This is a genomic window from Sporolactobacillus sp. PKPK-6 (assembly GCF_056678885.1).
The window spans coordinates 511,896-538,784 of record NZ_JBWXPA010000002.1 but is presented as its reverse complement, the minus strand read 5'-3'; the positions used below and the strand labels follow the sequence as shown (position 1 = coordinate 538,784).

General features: G+C 42.6%; 25 protein-coding genes. 18 read left to right on the top strand and 7 right to left on the bottom strand.

From position 1 onward, the window contains the following. Window positions 1-140: 140 nt before the first annotated feature. The 3 genes from AC1MBV_RS13495 to AC1MBV_RS13485 form a co-directional block, all read right to left on the bottom strand. Complete coding sequence (locus AC1MBV_RS13495) at window positions 141-1,520, bottom strand: PTS transporter subunit EIIC (protein ID WP_480948483.1); 1,380 nt, start codon at window positions 1,518-1,520, stop codon at window positions 141-143. Between the two features lie 5 nt (window positions 1,521-1,525). After that, a complete protein-coding gene (gene murQ / locus AC1MBV_RS13490) occupies window positions 1,526-2,419 on the bottom strand; it encodes an N-acetylmuramic acid 6-phosphate etherase (RefSeq protein ID WP_255745968.1) in 894 nt (297 codons plus the stop codon). A 134-nt stretch (window positions 2,420-2,553) separates the two neighbouring features. Further along, window positions 2,554-3,402 carry a MurR/RpiR family transcriptional regulator gene (locus AC1MBV_RS13485; protein ID WP_255745967.1) on the bottom strand — a complete coding sequence of 283 codons (849 nt, stop codon included), beginning with the start codon at window positions 3,400-3,402 and terminating at the stop codon, window positions 2,554-2,556. Window positions 3,403-3,584: 182 nt separating this feature from the next. Between AC1MBV_RS13485 and AC1MBV_RS13480 the strand changes: the two genes are divergently transcribed. Next, the gene (locus AC1MBV_RS13480; RefSeq protein ID WP_255745966.1) at window positions 3,585-4,157 is read left to right on the top strand and encodes an LOG family protein; all 573 of its coding nucleotides are present in this window, start codon (window positions 3,585-3,587) and stop codon (window positions 4,155-4,157) included. Window positions 4,158-4,219: 62 nt separating this feature from the next. Here the strand turns inward: AC1MBV_RS13480 and pflA are convergent, their stop codons facing one another. Both pflA and pflB read right to left on the bottom strand, forming a co-directional pair. Continuing rightward, window positions 4,220-4,981 carry a pyruvate formate-lyase-activating protein gene (gene pflA, locus AC1MBV_RS13475; RefSeq protein WP_255745964.1) on the bottom strand — a complete coding sequence of 254 codons (762 nt, stop codon included), beginning with the start codon at window positions 4,979-4,981 and terminating at the stop codon, window positions 4,220-4,222. 43 nt (window positions 4,982-5,024) lie between these two features. Further along, window positions 5,025-7,280 (bottom strand): formate C-acetyltransferase, encoded by a 2,256-nt coding sequence (gene pflB / locus AC1MBV_RS13470; protein WP_255745963.1) that lies wholly within the window; start codon window positions 7,278-7,280, stop codon window positions 5,025-5,027. 242 nt (window positions 7,281-7,522) lie between these two features. Here pflB and AC1MBV_RS13465 point away from each other — a divergent pair, with 242 nt between their 5' ends. Beyond that, window positions 7,523-7,840 carry a TFIIB-type zinc ribbon-containing protein gene (locus AC1MBV_RS13465; RefSeq protein ID WP_480948482.1) on the top strand — a complete coding sequence of 106 codons (318 nt, stop codon included), beginning with the start codon at window positions 7,523-7,525 and terminating at the stop codon, window positions 7,838-7,840. Between the two features lie 112 nt (window positions 7,841-7,952). Then, complete coding sequence (locus tag AC1MBV_RS13460) at window positions 7,953-8,663, top strand: type 1 glutamine amidotransferase (RefSeq protein WP_480948481.1); 711 nt, start codon at window positions 7,953-7,955, stop codon at window positions 8,661-8,663. Here the strand turns inward: AC1MBV_RS13460 and AC1MBV_RS13455 are convergent. Further along, on the bottom strand, window positions 8,657-9,484 hold the full coding sequence (locus AC1MBV_RS13455; RefSeq protein ID WP_480948480.1) for a Cof-type HAD-IIB family hydrolase: 828 nt from the start codon (window positions 9,482-9,484) through the stop codon (window positions 8,657-8,659). The two genes, AC1MBV_RS13460 and AC1MBV_RS13455, sit on opposite strands and share 7 nt — an antisense overlap. A 36-nt stretch (window positions 9,485-9,520) precedes the next feature. Next, window positions 9,521-10,294 carry a DeoR/GlpR family DNA-binding transcription regulator gene (locus AC1MBV_RS13450; RefSeq protein WP_255745958.1) on the bottom strand — a complete coding sequence of 258 codons (774 nt, stop codon included), beginning with the start codon at window positions 10,292-10,294 and terminating at the stop codon, window positions 9,521-9,523. A gap of 339 nt (window positions 10,295-10,633) precedes the next feature. On the opposite strand from AC1MBV_RS13450, the gene AC1MBV_RS13445 reads away from it, so the two are divergent. The 15 genes from AC1MBV_RS13445 (at window position 10,634) to AC1MBV_RS13375 (ending at window position 26,886) form a co-directional block, all read left to right on the top strand. Further along, complete coding sequence (locus AC1MBV_RS13445; RefSeq protein ID WP_480948479.1) at window positions 10,634-13,486, top strand: sigma-54-dependent transcriptional regulator; 2,853 nt, start codon at window positions 10,634-10,636, stop codon at window positions 13,484-13,486. A gap of 207 nt (window positions 13,487-13,693) precedes the next feature. Further along, window positions 13,694-14,191 (top strand): PTS sugar transporter subunit IIB, encoded by a 498-nt coding sequence (locus tag AC1MBV_RS13440; RefSeq protein ID WP_255745955.1) that lies wholly within the window; start codon window positions 13,694-13,696, stop codon window positions 14,189-14,191. Window positions 14,192-14,380: 189 nt separating this feature from the next. Beyond that, on the top strand, window positions 14,381-15,352 hold the full coding sequence (locus AC1MBV_RS13435; protein ID WP_255745953.1) for a mannose/fructose/sorbose PTS transporter subunit IIA: 972 nt from the start codon (window positions 14,381-14,383) through the stop codon (window positions 15,350-15,352). Between the two features lie 35 nt (window positions 15,353-15,387). After that, window positions 15,388-16,194: a PTS mannose/fructose/sorbose transporter subunit IIC gene (locus AC1MBV_RS13430; RefSeq protein WP_255745952.1), complete on the top strand. Its 807-nt coding sequence runs from the start codon at window positions 15,388-15,390 to the stop codon at window positions 16,192-16,194. Between the two features lie 19 nt (window positions 16,195-16,213). Continuing rightward, window positions 16,214-17,125 carry a PTS system mannose/fructose/sorbose family transporter subunit IID gene (locus AC1MBV_RS13425; RefSeq protein ID WP_480948478.1) on the top strand — a complete coding sequence of 304 codons (912 nt, stop codon included), beginning with the start codon at window positions 16,214-16,216 and terminating at the stop codon, window positions 17,123-17,125. Window positions 17,126-17,351: 226 nt separating this feature from the next. After that, a complete protein-coding gene (locus AC1MBV_RS13420; protein WP_255745948.1) occupies window positions 17,352-17,735 on the top strand; it encodes a DUF956 family protein in 384 nt (127 codons plus the stop codon). A 272-nt stretch (window positions 17,736-18,007) separates the two neighbouring features. Beyond that, window positions 18,008-18,334, top strand: coding sequence for a bacteriocin immunity family protein (locus AC1MBV_RS13415; RefSeq protein WP_255745946.1), 327 nt, complete (start codon window positions 18,008-18,010; stop codon window positions 18,332-18,334). 227 nt (window positions 18,335-18,561) lie between these two features. Continuing rightward, window positions 18,562-19,020 (top strand): DUF986 family protein, encoded by a 459-nt coding sequence (locus AC1MBV_RS13410; RefSeq protein WP_255745944.1) that lies wholly within the window; start codon window positions 18,562-18,564, stop codon window positions 19,018-19,020. A 571-nt stretch (window positions 19,021-19,591) separates the two neighbouring features. Further along, window positions 19,592-19,792: a cold-shock protein gene (locus AC1MBV_RS13405; protein ID WP_023511572.1), complete on the top strand. Its 201-nt coding sequence runs from the start codon at window positions 19,592-19,594 to the stop codon at window positions 19,790-19,792. A gap of 134 nt (window positions 19,793-19,926) precedes the next feature. Further along, the gene (locus tag AC1MBV_RS13400) at window positions 19,927-20,466 is read left to right on the top strand and encodes a beta-class carbonic anhydrase (protein WP_255745939.1); all 540 of its coding nucleotides are present in this window, start codon (window positions 19,927-19,929) and stop codon (window positions 20,464-20,466) included. Window positions 20,467-20,577: 111 nt separating this feature from the next. Further along, window positions 20,578-20,772: an alpha/beta-type small acid-soluble spore protein gene (locus tag AC1MBV_RS13395; protein ID WP_253059171.1), complete on the top strand. Its 195-nt coding sequence runs from the start codon at window positions 20,578-20,580 to the stop codon at window positions 20,770-20,772. Between the two features lie 178 nt (window positions 20,773-20,950). Further along, the gene (locus AC1MBV_RS13390; RefSeq protein WP_255745936.1) at window positions 20,951-21,787 is read left to right on the top strand and encodes an HAD family hydrolase; all 837 of its coding nucleotides are present in this window, start codon (window positions 20,951-20,953) and stop codon (window positions 21,785-21,787) included. Window positions 21,788-22,016: 229 nt separating this feature from the next. Further along, window positions 22,017-23,258 (top strand): metallophosphoesterase family protein, encoded by a 1,242-nt coding sequence (locus tag AC1MBV_RS13385; RefSeq protein ID WP_255745935.1) that lies wholly within the window; start codon window positions 22,017-22,019, stop codon window positions 23,256-23,258. A 45-nt stretch (window positions 23,259-23,303) separates the two neighbouring features. Then, window positions 23,304-26,111: an ATP-binding protein gene (locus AC1MBV_RS13380; RefSeq protein WP_480948477.1), complete on the top strand. Its 2,808-nt coding sequence runs from the start codon at window positions 23,304-23,306 to the stop codon at window positions 26,109-26,111. Window positions 26,112-26,208: 97 nt separating this feature from the next. Continuing rightward, window positions 26,209-26,886 (top strand): response regulator transcription factor, encoded by a 678-nt coding sequence (locus tag AC1MBV_RS13375; RefSeq protein ID WP_255745931.1) that lies wholly within the window; start codon window positions 26,209-26,211, stop codon window positions 26,884-26,886. The last annotated feature ends 3 nt before the right edge of the window (window positions 26,887-26,889 follow it).

Sequence of the window (26,889 nt, the reverse complement as noted above, 5' to 3'; positions counted from 1 at the left end):
ATTAGAGAAATTGTTGTTCAGTCATTGTGCTAACTTATCTGTTAAGATGATAATTTGCCCGATCCTTCAATTATAATCTAAATAAAAAATGAAGCGTGCAGGTTAGCCGCTCCATTTCTCATATTATTGTACCGTTGGAATTATTTAATGTTTTCCGCCATTTTTTCGTTGTATCCGAACAAGTAGGTGAAGATAAAACCTGCGGCATAAGCAATCACAAGGCCGATAAAATAGTAAACGTATTTATTTTGAGCAATCAGTGGAATGAGTGACAGCCCTGATACACCGATGCCGACTGCTCCTGTATGCATGACTGCCTGGAATGCTCCGCCAAATGCAGCACCGATACATGCTGTTACAAACGGACGGCCAAGAGGCAACGTGACCCCGTATAAGAGTGGTTCGCCGATTCCCAGAAATCCAACTGGTAAACCGCCTTTGATGTTGTTGCGAAGCTTTTGATTTTTCGTTTTCACATAAATGGCAATCGCTGCACCAACCTGACCAGCTCCGGCCATTGCAAGCACTGGAAGAAGGCTAGTATATCCAAACTGGTGAATCAAATCGAGATGGATTGGTGTCAGCCCTTGGTGCAGTCCAACCATAACGAGAGGCAGGAAGAAACCGGCGAGAACGGCACCTGCAACAACACCGCCAACATTCAGTATTGCCTGAATACCATTTGTAATGCCGTCTGTAAAGACTCCGAATAATGGCTGAATGGCGTATAGAGAAAGAAGTCCGACAACAAGCAATGAAATCAAAGGAGTAATAATGATATCAACACTGTTTGGCACACCTTTACGTACCTGCTTTTCAACTACAGTGATTAGCCATGCAGCAAAGATGACTCCGAATAATCCTCCGCGCCCAGGTGTCAGTGCTTCTCCATAAATAGTAATGTTCGCGAGTGCAGGATTGAAGAGAATCATGCCCATTATTGCACCGAGTACAGGTGTTCCGTTAAATTCTTTTGCAGTATTCCAGCCAACGAGAATGGCGAGAAAGGTAAAGAGGCTGCTTCCTATTAAAACAAGAATAGACAACAATGTTGATTTAGGGTCAGCCCCTGCATTAATTGCAAAGTTTGCAATTCCATTAATTAATCCGGAAGCAACGAGTCCGGGAATGAGCGGAATAAAAATATTGCCGATCTTTCTTAGTAATTGCTTAATTGGTGTCTTTTTAGTTTTGCTTTTAATCTTTTGCTTATTAATTGCAGCCTGCTCTTCAAGTGTAAGATCATCTGGATTCTTTTCTTCGCCGATAGCAAGTCCTGTCAATGCACTGAGTTCATCCGCTACTTTGTTAACCATTCCCGGTCCGACAACGATTTGCAACGTATCATCATCAACGACACCCATGACACCATTAATTTTTTTTAACTCTGCTAAGTCCGCATTGTCTTTCTTGTTTATTGAGAGGCGTAAACGTGTTTGGCAAAACATGATTTTCTGAAGATTATCTTTTCCTCCAATGTTTTCCAAAATAGAAGTGGCCATCTGCTGTTCCTTTTTCATACCGTTCATTCCTCCTTCAAAGTTGTGCGAACAAATCCCTTTGCACGATTCAGTCGATCTATGGCTTCATCATATGAACACTGAAGTAAAGTCATGACGATCGCTGTTTTAACATTGTGCTTTGCTTTTTCAAATTGTTTTTCAGCTGTTTCAAGATCAGCACCTGTTGCTTCCATGATGATCCGTTTGGCACGTGCAATCAGCTTTTGATTCGATGGTTGGACATCCACCATTAAATTCCCATACACTTTCCCGATCCGGACCATAGAAGCTGTCGAAATCATATTGAGGACCAGTTTCTGTGCAGTTCCCGCTTTCAGTCGGGTTGATCCGGTCAGAACCTCTGGCCCGGTTGCAATTTCAATAGCAATATCGGCGTAACGACTGATTGCCGCGTTTGTATTGCATGAGAGACTAACCGTTTTCGCCCCTTTGCTTCGTGCATACTTAAGTCCTCCGATTACATAAGGGGTCCTTCCACTCGCTGCAATACCGATGATCGTGTCCGCCGGTCCAACCGATTGATTCTTAAGATCTTCACCTCCAAGTTGTTCACTATCTTCCGCACCCTCAACAGCTCTTGTCAGTGCTCTTTCTCCCCCGGCAATGAGGCCTTTCACCATGCTTGGGGAGACACTGAATGTTGGCAGGCATTCCGAAGCATCGAGGACTCCCAGTCTTCCGCTGGTTCCTGCACCCATGTAAATTAACCGCCCTCCAGACTCAAAAGAAGCAACGACAAGACCAACGGCTTCTTCAATCGGCGTCAGTGCATTCTTTATCGCGAGAGGAACTGTTTGATCTTCATGATTCATTAACGCTAAGAGTTCATGAAGTGACATGGTATCCAGGTTCATCGTGTTCTGATTGCGGCGTTCAGTCGTGAGTTTTTCAGTCACTGTATACACACCTTTTCTGTTCTCTTTATTATGTTTATTAATAATATTCTATTAAATTGAAACAAAAAGTCAATATAAATTAGAAAAAAAGTGAAATAAACTTTCAAACAATGTAAAAAAATATAACATTGAGGTCACCTGCGAAATCTGATAATGGCTTCACGGGCCTCCTTATATTGATTCACAAGCCGTTCGCTTGATAAGTGAAAAACACTCAGATAGAGTGCTCCGATTATATTCAGTTGGGTCATCGTGGAAGCAATGCTCCCAATACGGAAATCCTGCTCGACAGGCGGTGTGCACAATTGAATATCTGAAACTTTAAATAAGGGAGAATGGTCGGCGTTAGTAATAGCTATAACACTTGCACCTTTATTTTTTGTGAGTTGTGCAAGCTGAAGCACATCCTTCGTTTTTCCAGACATGCTGACAGCTACAAAAACGGAAGAAGAGGTAAGAAATGGGGTTGTTGCTGCGACTTGATGGAAATCTGAAATCATCGTTGACTGATATCCAAGACGAGAAAATTTGTAACTTCCATCCATTGCTGCAATTGACGAACCTCCAACACCATAAAAAATAATTCGATCAGCCGTTTTCAGACGAGTGACTGCTTTTTCAAAATTCTTACGGTCAAGTGACAGTAAAATGGATTCAATGGCTTGCTTGTTCAATTGTGTAACCTTGCAAAAAAGATCGTATGGAGCATCCGCTTTTTGAAGGCTTGAGAAATCTGTGAGATCTTCCCTTGAGACAGTAAGCTCCTTGGCAAGCTCTAATTTAAAAGTCTTGAAGTTTGCAGCACCAATTGATTTGCAAAAGCGAACGACGCTTGCCTCACTAACATTCGCTTTGATGGAAAGGTCCTTTGAAGTCATACTTGGTACTAGTTCAGGATATTGTGCGATGTAGCGGCCAACGCTTTTTTCGGCTTCTGATAAATGATCTAATCTGTTTTTTATTTGTTGTAATAATGTGCTCAAACAATCGTCCTCCAACGGATTTGCATTTGTCTATTCATCATATTTTCTTAATCATATTATTGATTTAGACGTGTTGCAAGAAACTTAGAGTGAATGAGTATTGATTCTTAATTGTGCATAAGCCCATCTTTCATTATGATATAGTGAACGTATATCATTTTTATAGTAGAAGGTGAACCCAAATGAAAAAAATAGCAATCTACTGCGGGGCAAGCAAGGGGACAAATCCTGTTTATGAAAAAAATGCGGTGAAACTGGCAAAGTGGATTGCCGATAATGGTTATGAACTTGTGTACGGCGGTGGAAAAGTTGGACTGATGGGCATTGTGGCCGATACGGTGCTGGAAAACGGTGGCAACGTGATCGGTGTAATTCCGCAATTTCTTGTGGATCGGGAAATTGCTCATGATCGTCTGAATCAGCTTATTGTGACTCATGACATGGATGAACGAAAGAAAAAAATGATGGATCTGGCTGATTGTTGTATCGCGCTTCCCGGCGGACCTGGAACACTTGAGGAGATTTCCGAGGCAGTTTCTTGGGCAAGGGTAGGGGAGAATGATTCTCCGTGCATCTTTTTCAATGTGAATGGTTATTACGATCTGATGCAGCGCTTTTTTGATCAGATGGTCGAAGAAGGTTTTCTGTCACAAGCGGATCGTTCAAAAGTACTCATAACGGATTCAATTGAGAAGATTCATGCATTTATAGCTGATTACGTTCCGCCGAAAATTAGGCAGTACACGAAACAGTGAAAATGTATGCAATAAAAAATGACCTTGCGGTAAATTCTGCAAGGTCATTATTATTTTATTGATCACTGAGGCATGGCAACGAGCTGTTTTGTCATGTTCTTTTGAATTAATTGCGCGGCACGTGTCACTTCTGCATCTGTTGGCGATTCAATGCCTTTGAGCGGATAGTCAATTCCCATTGCTTCCCATTTATAGACTCCTAATTGATGGTAGGGCAGAATTTCCACGCGCTCCACATTCTGCAGTGTGTTGATAAACGTTCCGAGCTCTGTCAGATCCTCTTCGGAGTCGGTAATCGTTGGTACGAGCACATGCCGAATCCATACCGGAATCCGCTTTTCAGATAACAACCGGGCGAATGCCAAAATATGTTCGTTCGGCTGTCCGGTCAGCCACTTATGACGTTCGGAGTTTATCTCTTTGATATCGAGTAGCACGAGATCAGTGTATTTAGCCAGCTCATCGAACTTTTTATGAAAGAACGGAGCATCGACATAACAGCATCCGGATGTATCGAGTGCCGTGTGCACACCGATTGCTTGGCACGCCTTAAACAATTCAGTGAGGAACGGAATTTGAAGCATGGCTTCGCCTCCGCTGACGGTAATTCCCCCACCCGATGATTGAATAAACGGCAGGTAATCCTTCAGCTCATTAATGATCTCATCAACGCTTATTTGTTTGCCGGTGCCGATCGCTCGTGTGTCGACATTATGGCAATATTTGCATCGGAGCGGACATCCTTGGGTAAAAACGACAAACCGAATGCCGGGTCCGTCAACCGTACCGAACGATTCAATGGAGTGAATAGAGCCAAGAACCATGTACGGCACCTCCTTTCTCAAACAGAAACCGATCCGTTCTCTTTTAGATCGACTTGTGGAAGGTCCGGTGAAGGACTTCCAATTGTTGTTCACGAGTCAGTTTAATAAAGTTGACCGCATATCCTGAAACGCGGATCGTCAGCTGAGGATATTTTTCAGGATGATCCATGGCATCAATCAGTGTTTCGCGGTTAAACACATTGATATTAATGTGATGACCCCCTTTGACTGCATATCCGTCTAGCATAGCGTCAAGGTTTGCTTCACGAGCGACATCATCTTTTCCAAGTGCTTGCGGCACAATGGAGAATGTGTTTGAAATGCCGTCAAGTGAGTAGCGGTAAGGCAGTTTTGCAACGGATGACAGGGAGGCAAGGGCGCCTTTGCTGTCACGTCCGTGCATCGGGTTCGCTCCTGGAGCAAATGCTTCGCCGCGTAAGCGTCCATCCGGAGTGCTGCCGGTTTTCTTGCCGTAAACGACATTTGATGTGATCGTAAGAATTGATAAGGTTGGAACAGAATCACGGTATGTGCCGACTTTTCTTAATTTATTCATGAAGCGTTCAACGAGATCCACAGCAATTGTATCAACACGATCATCGTTGTTGCCGTATTTAGGGAAATCTCCTTCAATGTTAAAGCCGACTGCCAAGCCGTCTTCATCGCGCTGTACGTGAACTTTTGCATATTTGATCGCACTAAGTGAATCTGCCGCAACACTGAGACCGGCGATACCTGTCGCCATCGTGCGCAGAATATGGGTATCGTGCAGGGCCATTTCGCTTCGTTCATAGGAATACTTGTCATGCATGAAGTGAATAACGTTCAGTGTATTGATATAAAGTTCCGAAAGCCAATCCATCATACGATCAAATTTTTGCATCACTTCATCGTAATCCAATACATCACTTGTAATCGGTGCGAGAGCAGGCGCTACCTGCACTTTTTTGATTTCATCAACGCCGCCGTTAATCGAATAGAGCAGTGTTTTTGCCAAATTGGCACGAGCACCGAAGAATTGCATTTGTTTCCCGATACGCATTGCCGATACGCAGCAGGCAATGCCATAATCATCGCCGTATTGTACGCGCATCAAATCATCATTTTCATACTGAATGGCACTTGTCTTGATTGATATTTTCGCACAATATTCTTTGAATTGCTTAGGCAGCTGCTTTGACCAAAGTACAGTCAGGTTTGGTTCCGGAGCAGGTCCGAGATTCTCCAGTGTATGAAGGAATCGGAATGAATTCTTCGTCACGAGTGTGCGCCCGTCAACCGACATGCCGCCAATTGATTCGGTAACCCAGGTCGGGTCGCCACTGAACAGTTCGTTATACTCAGGTGTACGGGCGAACTTAACGAGACGCAGCTTCATGACAAAATGGTCAACCAGTTCTTGTGCCTCTTCTTCAGTAAGCACATCATTTGCAAGATCACGTTCAATGTAAATGTCAAGAAATGATGACGTTCTGCCTAGGCTCATTGCTGCGCCATTTTGTTCTTTAACAGCAGCCAGATAGCCGAAATACAGCCACTGGAATGCTTCACGTGCATTTGCTGCAGGTTTAGAAATATCAAACCCGTAGCTTGCAGCCATTTTCTTAATATCCTGCAACGCACGAATTTGTTCCGTCAGTTCTTCACGCAGACGAATGACTTCTTCGCTCATTTTACCGCCAGTGCTTTGTTTATCAATTTTCTTTTGTTCAATCAGAAAATCAATGCCGTACAGAGCGATGCGGCGATAATCACCGATAATACGCCCACGGCCATAGGCATCCGGAAGTCCGGTGATAATACCGACATGGCGAGCCAACTTCATTTCGTCCGTGTATGCGTCGAAAACACCTTGATTATGCGTTTTTCTGTATTCGGTAAAGACATGATTTACTTCATCATTTAACTTATATCCATAGGATTCACAGGCTTGCTTCGCCATACGAATGCCGCCGAAAGGCATCAGCGCACGTTTGAACGGTGCGTCGGTCTGCACGCCAACGATTTTCTCCAACTGTTTGTTTAAGTATCCTGGTTGATGAGAGGTGATCGTTGAAACAATTTCGGTGTCCATGTCCAGAACACCACCATTTTTCCGTTCCTGTTCGGAAAGCTCCATTACCTGTTTCCATAGAAGTTCTGTATTCTTTGTTGGTCCTGCCAGAAAAGATTCATCATTTTTATATGCATGTATATTTTTCATGATGAAATCGCGTACATCAATCTCATTTTTCCAAATACCTTCAACAAATCCGTCCCACGCAGATCCGTACTTGCTTTCTTCTACTACTGCTTCCATGCCGTTCATCTCCTCATTTAAATGGTCGACTAATTGAACATATTATCCTTGAGCACATGTTAATTATATAATAACAGATGTAAACGCTTACACATTAGTTGTGACTTTTTTGTTAACATTTATTCAAAAGATCGTGTCGATTCGGTGACTTAAATGAGAGTACGCAAAGTAGAAGTTTGGTGAGCGCGTTTTAATCAGATTTTTGATAAAATAATGATGAAGCCCAAAAGAGGAGTGAAGCCATGTTTTGTCCGGTATGCGATGATGTCCGCATGAAAGAAGTTGAAAAAGACGGTGTGCTGATAGACACTTGCCCAAATTGCAAAGGTGTTTGGCTGGATCGAGGAGAGTTAGATAAATTATCCACTCGAGTGAAGGAAGTACGTCGTCCATTCAATGACTGGTACGAACAAGATAATGACGAAAAGAAACAAAAAAGCAACAGAGACCGTGACTATAAGGAAGATTCATATTATGATAAGAGAAAAGGCAGAGATTATGAGCCGCGCAGAAAGAAAAAGAAATCAGTGATGGATATGCTCGGGGATCTTTTCGATTGACGTAAGATTATTTAAGTCCGGAAAGGGGAGAACGAACTCCTTTTCGGACTTTGTCGTATTTTCAACACGCGATCGCGTGCACAAATCGTATTGTAATGAGAGGATGGGCAAGATGCGTGTACATTTTTTTCAGCATGTTTCGTTTGAGAAACCGGGATTTATTTCTGAATGGTGCAGGCAGCGCCACTATGAATTGACAGGAACCTGTTTTTATGAAAATAACTTTGTCGAGCCTGATTTTGAAAAAATCGACTTGCTGATTGTTATGGGGGGACCCATGAATTGTGACAATGAACAGGTCTATCCGTGGCTTAAGCAAGAAAAGGAATGGACCAAAACAGCGATTCAGAAGAATATTCCTGTTTTGGGCATTTGTCTTGGCGCGCAACTTCTGGCCGAATGTCTCGGGGCGAATGTTTATCCTGGAAAAGAAAAAGAGATCGGCTGGTTTCCGATCTCGCTTGTGAATAAGCCGGAGCTGCCATTTTTAGGCATGCCCAAGCAGATAATAGTCTTTCATTGGCACGGAGATACCTTCGATCTTCCGCAAGGAGCGTCGCATGCGGCCTTCAGCAAAGGCTGCCGAAATCAGGCGTTTCTATACGGCAAACGGGTGGTGGGTCTGCAATTTCATTTGGAAGTTGGCGAGGAAAACATTCGTGAAATTATTGAACATTCGCGCAATGAACTGGTTGCCGGAAAGTATATCCAGGGGATTCCAGACTTATGCGGCCGATTCGGATTGATTCAGCAGAATAAATCGATCTTGTTTGACTTCTTGGATCGCTGGATGAATCAGCTTGCAAACGAATCGATTCAATAATTCAATGTAAGCACGCCTAATCGCTCAAGGGCAGCTTTAATACCGTCTTGATCATTAGAGAGCGTCACAAAATCAGCCGATCCTTTTACCTGTTCCGGGGCATTACCCATCGCTACACCGATCCCAGCGAATCGAAGCATGGGTACATCATTAAAGTTATCGCCAAAGGCGAGTGTATGTTCTTGAGCTATATGATAACGAATCATTATTTCGCGCATCGCGTTTGCCTTACTGACATCTTTTGCCATGATTTCCAGATAGGTCGGTTTTGATTTATAAAATACGGCATCAATAGTTGCTTCAGAAAGAACAGTCTGTAATTGGTCAATATCTTCCGGATCACCCATACACAATAGTTTATGAATCGGCGGCAGACTTTCCGGTACCTGATCTTGGAATGCATAAGTAGATGAAGGGGTGCGTGCAATGGCCTCTTCTTGAGCGATCCAAGCATCCGTTTTCTCTGGGACAAGCCATCGATTGAAACTGTATGCAGAAAAACTAATTTTAGGGAAACGGTTACAAATCTGCTGATAGACAAACTGTACACTTTGCGGATTCATTGTGACAGAGAGCAAAGGCTCACTTGAAGTATCATTCTGATCGACGATAAGCGCCCCGCTGTAACAAATAATTGGGTCAAGCGAGCCGAGCTGTCGTTGTAAGGGAATAATTCCGCTCGGCATTCGCGCTGAAACGAGAATAAAGGGAATGTCTTGGCTTGCACATTGTTTAATTGCCTGGACGGTTTTCTTCGTAATGACATGCTCTGAATTGATCAACGTACCATCGATATCACTGAAAATCAACTGAATCGGCATATAAATCCACTCCCTTTGAAAATAAATAAACGCCTTTCATTTTGTTTCATCGGTGAGAATGAGATGAACGCCTTGCGCTTCTAGTGAAGTTTGAAATCGTTCGGTAAGTGCACGATCGGTAATCAGAACATCTGCATGACTCCAATCGAATGCTTTAAACCTGCTTTTCTGATTGAATTTTTTATGATCTGTAAGGATAACCATCTGATTGGAATGCTCTGATATGATCCTGCTGATCCAGGCATCTTCTTCATCCTCATAATAGACCCCGTCATCGGCGACCGCCGCCGCCCCGAGAAATGCTGCATCAAAGTGGATACTCTCCATTTGCTTCATACTTTCCGCAGAAAAGAAGAATCGATTTTCGAGATTTAACTTCCCGCCAAACACATGAACTGCTGCGCCTTCTTTCTGAGATGACAATTCAGCAACATCCAGCGATTGTGTAAAGACGTGAATGGGCATATCAATCTGACGCACCATACAGGAAATGGTTGTTGAAGCATTGAAAAAATAATAGCCATTAGGCTTCAGAAAGGTGAGCGCCTTTTTCCCTATGCGCATTTTGATGTCGGAATAGGCCTGCAAACGATCGCGGTACGCTAATATTTTGTTTTGAAAATCCTGTAGAGCGATGCCCCCATGCGTTCGGATTGCGGCGCCCTGCTCTGTGAGCTTGACAATATCACGACGAGCCGTGTCACGTGAGACATTGTAAAGCCGGCAGATATCTGCCACAGATAGGCTGCGTGCTTCTTGCAGATTATCGAGGATTGCTGACAGTCGTTCTTCTTGATAAATGATACTCATCTCCTTTCTTTTTTTAGCATTCGTTTGTCTTCTTGTTCCGGTAATCAATACATTTGTGCATTATCCATGTTTTTACGTATAAAAGTTAAGAGAGATGTGCCCGTGATCGAAAATACAGGATTATAGTTAAATGGTATCCTTTTATAAGTAATTATAAGTAAAAATAATAAAATTACAAGTAGTTACAAGTAAATGAATGTGCTATGCAAAGGTTAATAAAAGGATACATACAGGATAGCTGATCATATTAAAAATCCTGTAGTTTAGACAATGAACTCGCTTACATTTGTGACTTGTGATACACTAGCGATACACAATTTAATAAAAAGGAGGGCAATAATGACTCGGCGTGAAAAAGTCTTAACTTATTTAGAAAAGTTTGCACTTGGTACGGCTCACGGTGTGACAACCAGCGAAATATCCGAAGCGATTGGTGTGCTTCGCCCGAATGTCAGCAAGGAGTTAAATCTGCTTGTCAGAGAGGGAAGGGTGAAGAAGACAAATGGTCGACCCGTTCACTATTTCGTGGATCATGCAGTCGGTAAACACAAAATAAAGATGCAGCAGAAACCCAACATCGGGTTTGCTGGGAATGCTCGTATCATTGATCATAACCTTGAAAAGGAAGATACTGCGAATAAGAACGAAACGGATGTTTTTGAGCACATGATCGGCAGCCGCGACAGCCTGAAGAATCAAGTCGAACAGGCCAAGGCAGCATTGCTTTATCCGCCGCACGGACTGAATACACTGATCATTGGACCAACGGGATCCGGTAAGACGTATTTTGCTCATAAAATGTACCGTTTTGCTTTGGATAAAGAGATCATTTCCCAAAAGGGATTTACCACATTTAATTGTGCGGATTATGCACACAATCCGCAGTTGTTGATGTCGCATCTGTTTGGCTACGTCAAGGGAGCTTTTACCGGCGCTAACGCTGATAAGGATGGTCTGATTCAGGAAGCAGACGGCGGAATGCTTTTTCTTGATGAAGTACATCGTCTGCCGCCTGAAGGGCAAGAAATGATTTTTTATTTTATGGATCATGGGACATACAGCCGTTTAGGTGAAACTGCCAAAATTCATCATGCGGACGTCCGGCTTGTTTATGCAACAACTGAAGACCCGAAAAGCTCATTATTGCAGACTTTTGTGCGTCGAATCCCTATCATCATTCAGCTGCCGGATTTCAACCAAAGAAGCGCACGTGAACGATTGCAACTATTAGAGCAATTATTAACGCTTGAAGCGAATCGGATTCATAAAAATATTCGTTTAAGCGAAGATGTTGTTCAAGCTTTGCTGGGAAGTGTAACCTACGGTAATGTTGGGCAGTTGAAATCTAATATTCAATTAGTGTGTGCCCAAGGCTTTCTGAACAGCATGCAAAATAAAAATGAAATAACCCTGCTTTTTAGCCGCTTGCCGCCTAATATCAAAGACGGACTTTCCAACTTGGCTAACAATCGGCAAGAATTGGGGAATCTGAGTCGATTGCTCGAACCGACGATGGTGATCAAGCCCGATGCAAAGCGCGGTCTTCCGGATATTGACAGTTACGAATTGCCGTATAATTTGTATGAAATCATAGGCGATAAAGCTGCGCTGTTAAAAGACGAAGGATTGGATCAAGCGGCGATCAATAACTTCATTATGACCGATATCAATTTGCATTTGAAATCTTTTTATCGTCAGGGAAAGTTGGATAAAACAGTCAGTAGTCTGAATGAGATCGTTGATCAAGAAATTATTGATTTAACCATGCAGATCCAGCAGATGCTTCAGGAAAGAGAGAATTATCCAGCCAGGGATAATTTCATTTATGCGATGAGTTTACACATCAGTTCTTTTATTAAACGGGTTCAGTCAGGGAAACCGTTGCGAACTATTTCAGCAGATTTGATTTCAATGGTCCATGACTATCCAGATGAGCTCAAACTCGCTGAACGCGTTAAAGAGTTGATTGAGGATCATTATCATTTTCCTATACCTGAATCTGAAGTTTATTACATGGCCATTCTTTTGGTATCTTTAAAATCAGAACCTAAAACCGGAAAAGTTGGCATTGTTGTGGCAGCACATGGTAACAGTACTGCATCCTCAATGGTGCAAGTTGTTTCACAACTGCTGTCTGTCGACAACATCGCCGCATATGATATGCCGCTGGAAATGAGTCCTAAAATCGCATTGGATGGCATTGCCGCGCAAGTTAAAACGATCGATCAGGGCAACGGTGTTTTACTCTTGGTCGATATGGGGTCTCTTAGTACATTTAGCAGCAAACTGACAGAGAAAACAGATGTTCATGTCAAAACGATCGATATGGTCACTACAGCGATGGTGCTTGAAGCAGCTCGTAAAACAGCACTGATCGATAGTGACCTTGAAACGGTATACCGAGAATTACGTGAATTTGACGGCTATTCACGAACGATCGAAAAGGGCCATCAAAAGAAAAATAATGTTCAGAAAAGATCAGATCGAAGAGAGAAGGCTATTATTGCGATTTGTTCGACTGGTGAAGGGACAGCCAGCAAAATTAAGGACCTGTTGGATAAAATATTAGTTGACAACTTGATTGACGATATCACAGTGATCACAGTTTCAGTTGTGACTATGAAAGAACAAATTGCAAAGATCCAGCAAAACTATCTAATCGTAGCCACGACTGGCGTTGTGAAACCCCAAGTTGCTGCTCCATTTGTATCATTAGAGAATTTATTGCAGGGTGGCGGAGAGAGTTTTGTCAGCCTGGTTGAAGAAATAAACAATCATGCAGCAGATGAAGCAGAGGCTCTGGATGATTCGGAATTATTAACGGAAGAAATGAGTCAGAACTATTTGGAACAGTACTTTACATTCATTAATCCTGCGAAAATTGTGAAAATATTGTGGGACTATTGCAATTTTATTCAATTGAGAAGTGAGTTTAAAATGTCCAATGCGTTCAAAATTAGTTTGATCATGCATATGGCAGGAGCGATTGAACGTTATTTAATACGCTCAGAAATGAGTGTTGATGAGCAAAGACTATCGAGCATCAAAATGGAAAAAATGTATCCGATCGTTAAACAAGCGAATGAGGTTCTGCGTGAAACACTTAATATTAATCTTTCAGATGCAGAAGTGTTTTATATCGTCGAATTATTTAATACAGAAAAAGAAAAAAATGATACACAAAATAATTGATACACAATTTAAATGTGTCAATTATTTTTTTGCTTTGGAAAAAAGCCTATGATAGCAACCCCTTTATGTGATACACAAAAAGTGGCATGTAAATTGCTTATACTGTTGTGTATGCATTCGTGGTCATGAATGTGGATTGTATACTCGGCAGAGGTGGGGGAGTGATCGTAGGTATTTTAGTCACACGAGAAATGATGGTGGATTGTCATGACGATGGATGTTCGTTTATTACGTATTGATAGTCGTTTGTTACATGGGCAAGTGACTACGAATTGGGCAAAAGCCATCAACGTTAATCGCATCTTAGTAGTGTCGGATCGTGTGGCACGCGATCGGACACGCAAGACATTGATTGTACACGCTGCACCTCCTGGGATCAGGACGCATGTCCTCACATTGGAGAAGATGGTAAGACTGTATCATGATCCGCGTTTTGGCGTTTTAAAGCCTATGATTCTGGTTGAAAACGCAGTTGACGCAAGATATATTGTCGAAGGCGGCATAAAGGTTGATTCTATCAATATTGGTGCAATTAGTTTTGACAGCACGCGCGTCATGGTTACCGATGCGATTGCTGTTAGTGCAGCCGATGTAGAGGCTTTCAAGTGGTTTCACAATCATGGGATTAAGCTTGATGTCCGCAAGGTTTCCAATGATAGCTCGAAAAATCTTTGGAAGTCGCTTTCCGAAAAAGGTTTGGTGTAGAATAAATCATTTTTACATTTTCTGATTTACCTTATTGTGTCCTTCCCTATTCATGAAGGGGGGTGAGATGCGTCTCAGCACTGCAAATCGATCAGTTTATTGTTTTAAATTAATGAAAGCGATAACAGAGCTGGATGCGTGAGTAATGTGCAAAAGTAACAAAATTTATAAAGTAGGAGGTATAAAAGAATGGTAGGTATTATTCTGGCAAGCCACGGCAATTTTGCTGAAGGCATTTTCCAATCCGGCTCAATGATTTTTGGAGAGCAGGAGAATGTCAAAACGGTTACCTTAATGCCCAACGAAGGCCCTAATGACGTTAAGGCAAAAATGAAAAAAGCAATTGCATCATTAAATGATCAAGAAGAAGTACTGTTTTTAGTCGACCTTTGGGGCGGGACACCTTTTAATCAAGTCAACAGCTTGTTTGAAGAACACAAAGACAAATGGGCGATTGTTGCGGGTATGAACTTGCCGATGTTGATTGAGGCCTATGCTTCACGCTTATCCATGAACACCGCGCGTGAAGTCGCTGCGCATATTTCACGTACAGCTAAAGAAGGGGTCAAAATCAGACCTGAAGAATTAGAACCGGCAAAGGCAACTGGTGCAGCTCCTGCACAGCAGACAAAGAAAGGCATTCCCGGTAAATTTAAATACGTGCTGGCACGTGTCGACTCTCGTTTACTTCACGGTCAGGTCGCAACTGCTTGGGCTAAAACGACTCAACCGACACGGATTATTGTTGTATCCGATGCGGTAGCTCAGGATGATTTGCGAAAGAAATTGATCCAACAAGCTGCTCCGCCAGGCGTGAAAGCACACGTCGTTCCTGTCAGCCAAATGATCAAAATTGCGAAAGATGATCAACATTTCGGCGGTGAACGCGCGCTGCTTCTTTTCGAAAATCCGCAGGACGTAGTCAGAGCGGTTAAGGGCGGCGTTTCATTGACGACCATCAATGTGGGTTCTATGGCCCACTCACCGGGTAAAGTTCAACCGAACAAGGTGCTTGCCTTTAGCCAAGATGATATTGATGCTTTCGCTCAGTTAAAAGAAGCCGGTTTAAAATTCGATGTGCGCAAAGTGCCAAACGATTCAAAAGGTGACATGAACGAAATTCTCAGGAAAGCGCAAGAGGAATTAAACAGATTAAGATAATCTAAACGATCAGGAGAAAGGGAGGATTAACCATTATGGATTTGAACATTATTCAAATTATATTAGTTGTTATCGTCGCATTTTTAGCGGGTATGGAAGGAATCCTGGATGAATTTCATTTTCACCAACCAGTCATCGCCTGTACGTTAATCGGACTTGTGACAGGAAACTTAATCCCATGTCTTATCCTTGGCGGTACGCTGCAAATGATTGCTCTAGGCTGGGCGAATATCGGTGCCGCAGTAGCGCCTGATGCAGCGCTGGCATCCGTTGCCTCTGCCATTATTTTAGTTCTCAGTGGGCAAGGCAATGCCGGTGTATCGTCAGCCATCGCGATTGCCATCCCGCTTGCCGTTGCCGGTTTATTATTAACCATCATCTGCCGTACAATTGCAACCGCTTTCGTACACTTCATGGATGCTGCAGCTAATGAGGGAAACTTCAAAAAAGTTGAACTCTGGCACATCAGCGCGATCTGTATGCAAGGCGTACGTATCGCCATTCCGGCAGCATTAATTTTAGCTGTTGGTGCCGGTCCGGTGCGAGGTTTGCTTGCATCCATGCCAACTTGGCTGACAGCTGGTTTAGCCATCGGTGGCGGCATGGTCGTTGCCGTAGGTTATGCCATGGTTATCAACATGATGGCTACCAAAGAAGTATGGCCATTCTTCGCGATCGGTTTCGTACTCGCGACGGTGACACAGATCACTCTTATCGGTCTTGGTGCGATCGGTGTATCTCTTGCCCTTATCTATTTAGTGCTTTCCAAGCAAGGCGGCTCAGGTAATGGCGGAAACTCAAACACCGGTGATCCACTAGGCGACATTATTGATAATTACTAAAAAGGAGGGAGAAATAAAAATGGCACAAGAAGTGAGATTATCAAAAAAAGATCGTATTTCTGTTTGGTGGCGCTCAACGTTCCTTCAAGGCTCTTGGAACTATGAACGGATGCAAAATGGCGGTTGGGCGTATACAATGATTCCGGCAATCAAAAAATTATACAAATCTAAGGAAGATCGTGCGGCTGCACTCAAACGTCACTTGGAATTCTTTAATACGCACCCCTATGTCGCTTCACCAATTATCGGTGTGACCCTTGCTCTGGAAGAGGAGCGTGCGAATGGCGCACCTGTTGATGACGTCGCCATTCAAGGGGTTAAAATAGGCATGATGGGGCCGCTGGCAGGTATTGGTGATCCGGCTTTCTGGTTTACGGTAAAACCAATCCTTGGTGCGTTAGCAGCTTCTCTTGCGATGACCGGTAACATTTTGGGACCTATTCTGTATTTCTTTGGATGGAATATTATTCGTATGGCGTTCATGTGGTATACGCAGGAATTCGGCTATAAAGCGGGTTCTAAAATCACAGACGACTTATCCGGCGGATTACTTCAGGACATTACTAAAGGCGCATCCATTCTTGGTATGTTCATCCTGGGTTCATTAGTTAACCGTTGGGTATCGGTAAAGTTCACGCCTATTGTATCTTCAGTTAAACTGGATAAAGGCGCATTCATTGATTGGAGTCACTTACCTTCCGGAGCACAAGGAATCAAAGCTGCGTTGGAGCAGCAGGCAGCCGGTCTTTCATTAGACGCGCATAAAATAACAACGTTACAAAACAACTTGGACAGCTTAATTCCTGGTTTAGCCGGATTGGCATTAACGCTTCTTTGCATGTGGCTGCTTAAGAAGAAAGTTTCACCAATCATTATGATTCTTGGGTTGTTTGTGGTTGGTATCGTCTTGCACTTACTAAACGTGATGTAACAGTGAAAATTCAAGTTATTATTGATTCATTGAGTTATTAAGTTGAGTATCAATCCTGCATTCCAGGAGTTGTATACCAATAATTGAGCCTGATTCCTCTTAAGTCAAGGATGTCAGGCTTTATTTACAAGTGTTTATTCTGCCCAAACCTACCCGATCAAAATTGTTTGATCACTGGGGAAAAAGTATAATAAACGAGTATAGCGAAAGGAAGTGAAGCAAGAAAATGGTTCAATCAATTAACACCAAAGTCGATTTTGTAACCGATGCCACTTCTTATATTGGGCTGACTGATTACGGTAAAATTATGATTGGAGACAAGGGGTTTGAGTTTTATAACGACCGAAATGCTCAAAAATACATTCGAATTCCTTGGGCTGACGTTGATTACGTCGTTGCCTCAGTGATGTTCAAGGGAAAGTGGATTCCGCGCTATGCAATACGAACGAAGAAAAATGGAACATACACTTTTTCTTCCAAGCATCCGAAGAACGCTTTGCGTGCGATACGAAAATACGTTAACCCGGAACAAATGGTTCGATCGCTGACGTTCTTTCAAGTTGTTAAACGTGGTCTGAAAGCCTTGTTTGGTCGAAAAAGAAGTAATTAATATCCTGTATTTTTGAATTATTTGCTTCTCACTTGAATCAACAGCCGCTTTGCAAACGGCTGTTTTTTTCTTTACATAGTCCTTAATGAAGCATACTCTGATGAAGAAGTTAAAGTTAATGATCAAAAATCATTGTGGATTATGCTCGTGAGTTAGAAAAAGGGAAAAAATATAATTACTTTGCTTTCAAACACCTTCATGTTATTGCCACCGTTTGGGTGAGTTCAGCTGCCGGTAGCTATATCGTTCCATAAAAAGAGGGATAAAGTTTTATGTCTAAAAACAAGAAATTGAGTCGGAAAGAACAAGAAGAGGCAATTCTAGAAAAAGTCTACGATCTTATTCTTGATGAACAAATACAAGATGATGAACGCAACGTGTTCATCACTTTTAAAAATAATGTTGAAAAAGACAAAGATTTTGAAAGGCGAGTAATGTATTTAGCTGAAGGACTGCGGCAAATAGCAGTTAAACGATTAACCGTTCAATCGAAACTAAGCCCTCAGGTTGGTGGATTTTACATGGAAATTTCAGCCACGGGATTGCTTAAAAAAAATCTAGGTACTGGCCTCGCCGCAATGGGAATTACTTTTCGTTAAAGGAAAGGCTATTTTCTAAGCCGAACAAGCTGCGAAAATTGAGTTATATAGAAATTTTAAAGGATCGACTTACTGTTTTCTATTATGATCAACCGAACTAAGTTGGAAGCTGTCACGGCTATTTTTCAGTTTTATTATGATTAAAGAGCACATAGGCGTCTCATAAACCAGTTGAATGATTTAAAATGTACTTATTAATAGGTCGTGATTGAAAGAGGGGACTGCAGATGACACTTACCATTGTTGTTATGTATCTTATTTTCGCTGGGCTGTTGGCTTATATTCTTTATGATGACCTGCTCGTTCGCTTGCTGAAAGGAAAAACAATTTTATCTGTGCGCCTAAGAAAACGTAACTATTTGGATCAGCTTATTTTAGCGGCATTGCTTGTGATTATCTACGTTTCAAATACGGTCAGAGGTGATAACAGCATATTTCTCAATATTGCATTGATCCTCTTGGTGCTGACACTGCTGTACAATACATTTGTTAAAGCACCAATGGCACGATTTAAGAAAGATGGTTTCTTTTATGGATTGGGATTTATAAAGTATGATCAAGTAAAAAAAATGAATTTGTCCGAGGACGGCGTTCTGGTCGTCGATACCAATCGTCGCAGAATGCTGCTCTACGCACGTAAGATTGAGGACTTAGAAAAGATCCTAAACGTTTTTGTTGTTCATTAATAAACTGGCTGACACCTTTGTCATTCATTAATTAAGGTTTCGGCTTTTCATTAGTTGACATTTCTACTTTTGGGCTCTATACTAAAGTAGACCTAATGTGAATGACAAAATTACTGATTGTTTTTTTGAATATAGGATTGTGTTCTTGTCAATACTGTGCAACAGATTGTATGAAAAGCAGATTGATCTTGCGCTGAATCATACTGGCTCGGTCAGAGGAACCGTAAGGATGGAAGAGAGGTAGGGCTTTCGTTGTTTCGGCGTCGGAAAAGCCGATTGATGTTTTTGCTCTTTTTGTTAGGTCTAATTTTATGATTATGTATGTATGATAAAAGGTAACATTTATAATTCACGTGTTATAAAAGGATTATCAATGTGTTTGTACTTTTTTATTGATACTTTTTATAATATGTGAATTTTTTATTTTTGCGGGAAGACCCTTGTTGGTGAATGATTTAATATCTGCAGCTGCAAGGATAAGGTACGCCGGATAAAACATACGCATATATTAAATTTTTTAAAGTGCGTTCAAGTACATTGAACATCCACTTATTATTAGGAGGTTTTCTTTTTGAAAACAGGTACAGTTAAATGGTTTAACAGCGACAAAGGCTTCGGTTTCATCGAAGTTCCAGGCGAAAACGACGTATTCGTGCACTTCAGCGCGATCCAAACTGACGGATTCAAGACTCTTGACGAAGGTCAAGCCGTTGAATTCGAAGTTGTCGAAGGCAACCGTGGACCTCAAGCAGCTAACGTTACTAAGCTGTGATTAACCATTAAAAAAACCGTTTCCCATTGAGGGAGACGGTTTTTTTGCTTTTTCAAGTCACAATATTGGATTCATAGATCATTTTCTTTTATGATTAACTGTGACATTTATACTTGACTTGGGGGAAATGAATTATGTCGCAGCTGAAAGAAATGCTTGATTTTAACCAACAATTTGTTAAAGATGAAGCGTATCGGCCTTTTGAAGCACCGAGTCGCCCAATAAAGAAGATGACCATTGTGTCCTGCATGGATTGCAGGCTCATTGAATTGCTGCCAAAGGCGTTGAATGTGAAAAATGGCGATGCGATTATGCTGAAGTCTGCAGGCGGAATGGTGGAATCTCCATATAGCAATACAATGAAAAGCATCCTTGTTTCACTGTATGAGCTTGAATCGGAAGCTGTCTATATTATCGGACATACGGACTGCGGCATGCATGGCTTGCATGCAGAAAAGATGATTAACGATATCAAGCAGCGCGGAGTCGCTGATCAGAAATTTAATGAAGTTGCGATTGACTTAAATCAGTGGCTGAATGGTTTTCAATCCGTAGAAGATGAAGTGAAGAAGAGTGTATCGATTGTTAAGAATCATCCGCTCCTACCTGAACATACACCGGTTGTTGGCCTAGTCATGGACCCGAAGACCGGAAAACTGACTCAAGTCGTTTGATTTGTTCTGCGTGCTTCCTCATCCCTTTATTTGCCTAAAAATTTCCATGCTGCTTTTCGAATATAGAAATCCATCGCAGAGCACAATAGGCTTATAAGGGAGGTGAAACACATGGCAAATTCAAATCAGTTAGTAGTGCCAGGTGTACAGCAAGCAGTTAATCAAATGAAAGAAGAAATTGCACGCGAATTCGGCGTAAACCTTGGACCAGACACAACATCAAGAGCAAATGGTTCCGTAGGTGGAGAAATTACAAAACGTTTGGTACAACAAGCCCAGTCTCAATTTGGCGGCTATCAAAAGTAATTTGAATGAAATGAATAGATGATAAAAAGGGAACGGCTTCTGCCGTTCTCTTTTCTTCGTTTGGTTAGCTTGACTTTGGCTTGTGCACGGTCTAATGCCTGGTTCTATTTTGTATTCTCCTTTCATAAGCTTTTCAAAGGAATAAGTACTGATTTGGATTCCGAAGAGGGGGATAACCTTGGTATATCGCTTACTTGCACTGGACATCGATGGTACCCTATTGAGCAGCAACAATAGGCTTGATCGTCAAACAAAGGATGCCATTCAGTATGCGCAAAAAAAAGGTGTTGTTGTCACGTTAGTATCTGAACGCCATTTTCATTCTGCAGCAAAAGTCGCAAGGGCATTGCGGCTCTCGCAGCCGATCATCACACATAACGGTGCTTTTGTATCGTCATCTATTGATGACCCGGTCTACACAAGTAAAATTGATCATAGTGTGCTGATGCAGCTCGCTGAATTTCTCGAAACCTACCCTTGTCAAATTCAGATGTCACATGAGCGATTATCGATCAGTAATCGTCCTAATCAAAAAAATTTGATCGCAAAAATGACAATTGGGATGAACGAACCGCTTTTTTATCCAGTAACTTATGTTGATTCGCTCAGTCAATATTTGCTTGAAAATTATGAAGGGGCGACAGACGTTAAAGTAAAATTGGATGATAAGAAGGTCATGGATGACCTTGAAAAGGCAATGAACGACTACTTCCCATCGCTGGAAGTGCAGAGAACTGAGCAGGACAGTCTGACACTGGTTCGACAAGGCACTTCCAAGTTTAATGGGCTTTTGTTCTTTGCCGGGCAGCTCGGTATTCCGCTTAATGAAATCGTCGCCGTGGGCGACGGTTTCGATGATGCCGAGATGATTGAGAAATGCGGTCTTGGCGTGGCGATGAGAAATGCACCGGCTGAAGTAAAGAATAAAGCAGATTGGGTTACCCGTTCGAACGACATGGACGGTGTGGCGTACATGGTAAAAGAAGTATTACGTAAACAAATTCGTGTCCATTAAAGTTTGCTTTGTGGACATTTGTGTTGCAATAAATGAACGAATAAACAACACTGAAGTTTCAACATACCTAAATTAACAAATGTTTTTTACAAAGCAGCCTGAATAGGCTGCTTTTTGATTTTTTTTTGATTTTTTGGCGCAATGTTCAATTGATCGTTCTGATGATTGAGAACGTGTGATCGGTTATGGTAAAATAAAATTAATAAACGTGTCTGGAAGGAGGAATCCTATGATTCGATTTATTCATGCGGCTGATTTGCATCTTGACCGCCCCTTCGACGGTTTAACGCAGCTCCCTGAGCCGCTTCGCCGTCGCTCAGCTGAGAGTACATTTACCGCGCTCAATCACCTCACGAGTACCGCACTCCATGAACGGCCTGACTTTATGATCATCGCCGGAGATATTTTCGATAACAGTCATCGCAGTATTAAAGCACAGCGTGCATTTGTACGTGAAATGAAACGATTAAATGAAGCATCGATTCCTGTTTACCTTATTTATGGCAATCACGATTTTGTTAATAAAGCATGGGGTCATCTGAGCCTTCCAGATAATGTGCATGTTTTTCCCGAGACTCCTTCCGCCATGTCGGTGACATGCGCAGGCGGACAAACGGTCAAACTGTACGGGTTCAGCTATCATCAGCGCTGGATTAAACAAGACATGATTCCGTATTATGAAAGAAGCGGGAATGCGGATTATCACATTGCTATTCTCCATGGAGAGCCGCACTCAGGGACGGATGACAGCAACTACGCGCCTTTTTCAATAAGCGAGCTGGAAAAACAAGGATTTCAGTATTGGGCGCTTGGACATATTCATAAGAGGCAGCAATTATTATCCCCGGTACCGGCTTGGTATCCAGGCGATATCCAAGGACTATCCTTCAAAGAATCTGAACTTGGTCCTAAAGGCGCGTCAATGGTTGAATTGGATCCGCACGGTGTGCAGGTCCGATTTCTCCCCACTTCGGATATAGAATGGCGACGCAGTGAACTCAATTTTTCAGGAACAGTGACAGCCGATCAATTGGAAACGACCATAAATGCGCTCAAAGAAAAGGAACGAAAGAAGCAAGCAGGAGCGTTTATCCGTCTGCGTTTTTCTTTTACAGGTCCTGAAATGCAAAGCAGTGAGACAGAAGAACTGCTTCATGAGCTCATTGACGCACTTAACGAGGATGAGAAGGAATTAAGGGACTTTATCTGGCTCGTTCCGGATGCTTGTGAGTTCCGCAGTCATTGGGACAAGCAGCAGATTTTGAGCAGTCCTCACTTTCTTGGCGATTTATTTCGTTATATAGAAGAAGGGGACAGTGTACAGCAAGCGACCGAGGTACTTTACGGTCACCACTCAGGGCGACGTTATCTTGAACGCCTGTCTGAGGAAGATCAAGAATGGATTCGCAGAAAAAGTGAACAATTGCTTGCAGATGCATTAACGGGAGCAAGCTTGGAAAAAAACGAATGACGGCTCTGGGGGGAGGTGCGGCGAGTTTTCCAGAGAGATCTCGCCATGACGATGAAATTGAAGACGCTGACCGTTCATCACTTCGGCCGTTTTGAAGAAAAGAAAATAGAATTGCCGCAAGCACCGATTACGATGATTTATGGAGAAAATGAATCAGGAAAGTCAACGATTATGGCGTTTATTTTGAGCCAGTTATTTGGCTTTCCTTCAAAGAAGCTACTCGAGAAATGGAACGGAAAAAATCGTTCCGGATCGATCGGCGGTTCATTAGCATTTACGGCGGACAACGGCAAAACGTATCGGCTTGAACGGACCCTTGACGGTCAAGAAGAGCTGAGCTTTAGTACGGAAAACGGTGAGTCTGCGGATCTAAACGAATTTTTGCATAGCACAAACAGACTCCTTTACGAGAGTGTTTTTTGTTTTGATTTGGATGGACTCCGAAACATTGATAAGATGAATCCCGCAGATATGAATGATCTGCTGCTTGGAGCAGGGATGATTGGCAGCGGGACATTGGGAAAACTGGAACAAAAATTGGAAAAACAGTGCGCCGATTTGTTTAAGAAGAGCGGTAAAAAACCACAAATCAATCGCCTGTTCGCTGAATTGAATAATTGTTCCGCCCAGCTAAGGGAATGGGAGAAGAAGCTGGACAGCTATCAGCAGCTTCAAAACAGCGTGCATGACGGAAAAGAACAATTGAAGCAGTTGGAACTTAAAAAGAAAAAGGTGCAGCACGAATACCAATTGTGGACATCATTTTCGGCTGCTCTTCCGCTGATTAATACGTATCGTGCACTGAATCATGAGCGCCAATGCATGGGACCTGAGCAGTCTTTCCCGCAAAATGTGAAAGAACATTATGATGATTCGTGTAAACTGCTTCGATCACTTAAAAATGAGATTAGTGAGCTGGACGAACAACTCGGAAAGTTGGTTGAATCAGGCAAATTCATTCATGTGGATGAGCGGTGGAAGGAGCAAGAGCCGGCGCTTCAACGGTTATTTAGCAAAGCTGCCGATGATCAACAAAATGAAAAAGAAAGACATCGTATTGAAGACGAGATCGACCAGCAACGAGTTGCTATACGACGAATCTGTGACCTTCTGGGTGCGGGATGGACACTGGACGTCATTCGCAAAGCATCGTCTGAAGCAACGCTTGGCGAACAATTAAAAGAAAAGCTCAGTATTTGGAAAAAGCTCGTAGATGAGCGTCGCGACTTGGCACGTGATTTGAAAGCAGCACTAGAGAAAAAAGAAACCTTGGAAAAACAGCTGAGAACAATTGATGTGAAACATGCTTTTTCAGAAAGAAAATCAAGCGCTAAGGTTGCGGCCCATCCCTTGCAATCGCGAGTGCTGATCATTGGATTAATCATTCTGTCCGTTATATTTGCTGTTTTTTCTTCAATTGCAATAACACCGTTTGCGGGAGTACCGGTACTTTTATTAGGGGCGATCGCCATTGGCAGCATTTTCTTTGCTCCTCGTATCCATGATGGTGAAGCAGATAGACGGACTTATGCAGAAGACGACAGACTCTCCGCTGAACGTGCATTGCTGGAACAACAACTCAGTCTGGCAAAAGCAGATGTTGGACAGTTAACCGATCAGCAGAAGGCATGTACGCAGTCATGTGATGTACAAGAGGACGGCATCAAGTCATGGTTACAGGAACGCGGCTATTTCGTGGATGATTTGACAGGCGTTGAGGATAAAGTCAGGCTGGTGAACACCGCACAAGAGCTTTGTCAAAAACTCGATGTGCTCGAAGCTAAACTGCAGCGATTGATTGTTCTTCACGAGGGCTTCGAACGGGAGACCGGACTGTTGGCAGAGAAAATGGGCAGTGCTGGTGCTGATGCAAATTATTTAGAGCATTGCCGCCAAGAGCAGATGGAGCAGAAGCGACGCTGGGAAGATTTAGAGAAACAGCGCCAGATTTATAAGAATCAACGAGAACGCTATGTAAGCCGAATTACGGCACTCGAAAATGATCAAAAGGCATTGTTTACAGAGACACATGTTGACAATGAAAAACAGTTTTATGAGGCAGTAGAAAAAGAAGAACGCCGCAAGTCCATTAATAAACAGCTGGAGACGAGCAGAATGCAGTTGCTTGAGCTGACCGGTTCGGACGAGCAAATTGAGGTTTATGTGTCTTATGTGGAAAATCATAAATGGGAAGGATTGACCGAACAGGAGTTCAAAGATCGTATTGCTGCGTATGAATCCGAATTGAAACGTGTTCGCGACCAGCTGGCAGATGATCGAGCGCAATGTTTGGTCTTGGAAAAAAATGATTCCTATCGAGATACTCTTGATCGGTATCATGAACTTTTGACAGAAACCGGTATTAAAGCTAAGGAATGGTCAGCGTATCAAACGGCACTATGGGCGATTCGTGAGGCAAAGGAACAATATCGTGAACAACGTCTACCGCGCGTGCTCCGAGAGGCTGCGGACTATTTCTGTTCAGTAACCGCAGGGCGATATAAGAAAATTTTGCTCAGTGACGATGGATTCATCGTTGAAGACTCAGACGGTCTTACGCTTCTTGCCTCTCAGTTGAGCCGTGGAACAGCAGAACAGCTCTATCTTTCATTACGGCTTGCTCTGATGCGGATCTTTAGCGGTTATGAAACCTTGCCAATGATTATTGATGACGGATTTGTAAATTTTGATCGAAAGCGTTCAGAAACGGTGTACACTCTACTTAATAAAGTTGCCCAGGAACGACAGGTTATTGTGCTGACCTGTCATGACAGTGTCTATCTTCATAAGCATCCTGAAGCAGTACTTAATCTGTCGGATCAGCAGGAGCGGATATCTGCTTCGCAAAAATAATCAAACATTATGGAATTTGTTTCATTTATCTTTATGGCAATTCGTGCATGCTATAATTTAAGAGATACAATATGAATCGTATAAGGATGATTTCACAATGAATGAAACACTCTTTAAAATTAATCTTGTTGAAGATGAAGAAAGCTTAGCGTCCATTCTCAAAGCTTACATGGAAAATGAAGGCTGGAATGTATCTGTTTTCCATACGGCTGAAGAGGCATTGGACTATATGCATAACGGTGTCCATCTCTGGATTTTGGACATCATGCTGCCCGGTATGTCAGGGTATGATTTGATAAAAAAAATAAAAGAAAACCATTCGGAACAGCCGGTTATTTTTATTTCGGCAAGGGATCAGGATCTAGACAAAATTCTGGGACTGGAGCTTGGCAGCGACGACTATTTAGCAAAGCCATTTTTGCCAAAAGAACTGGTTATTCGTGTTAAAAAATTGCTGCATCGTGTGTACGGCGCAGGTATCCATGAGAATCGGATGGTGATCTCTAAATATCAGCTCGATGTTGTTCGTCGCAAAGTGTTTGATGAGGAGAATCAGATGATTGAGCTCACGACGAAAGAATTTGATGTGCTGCTCTATTTAGTGGAGAACGTCAATGTCGCCAAATCACGTCAAGATATTCTGACCGAGGTATGGGGCGGCGATTATGTCGGATCGGATCGTGCGGTAGATGATGTGGTACGCCGCATCCGCCGAAAGATGGGGCGTTTGTCACTTGAAACGGTCTATGGTTCCGGGTATAGGATTGTCTCATGAGAT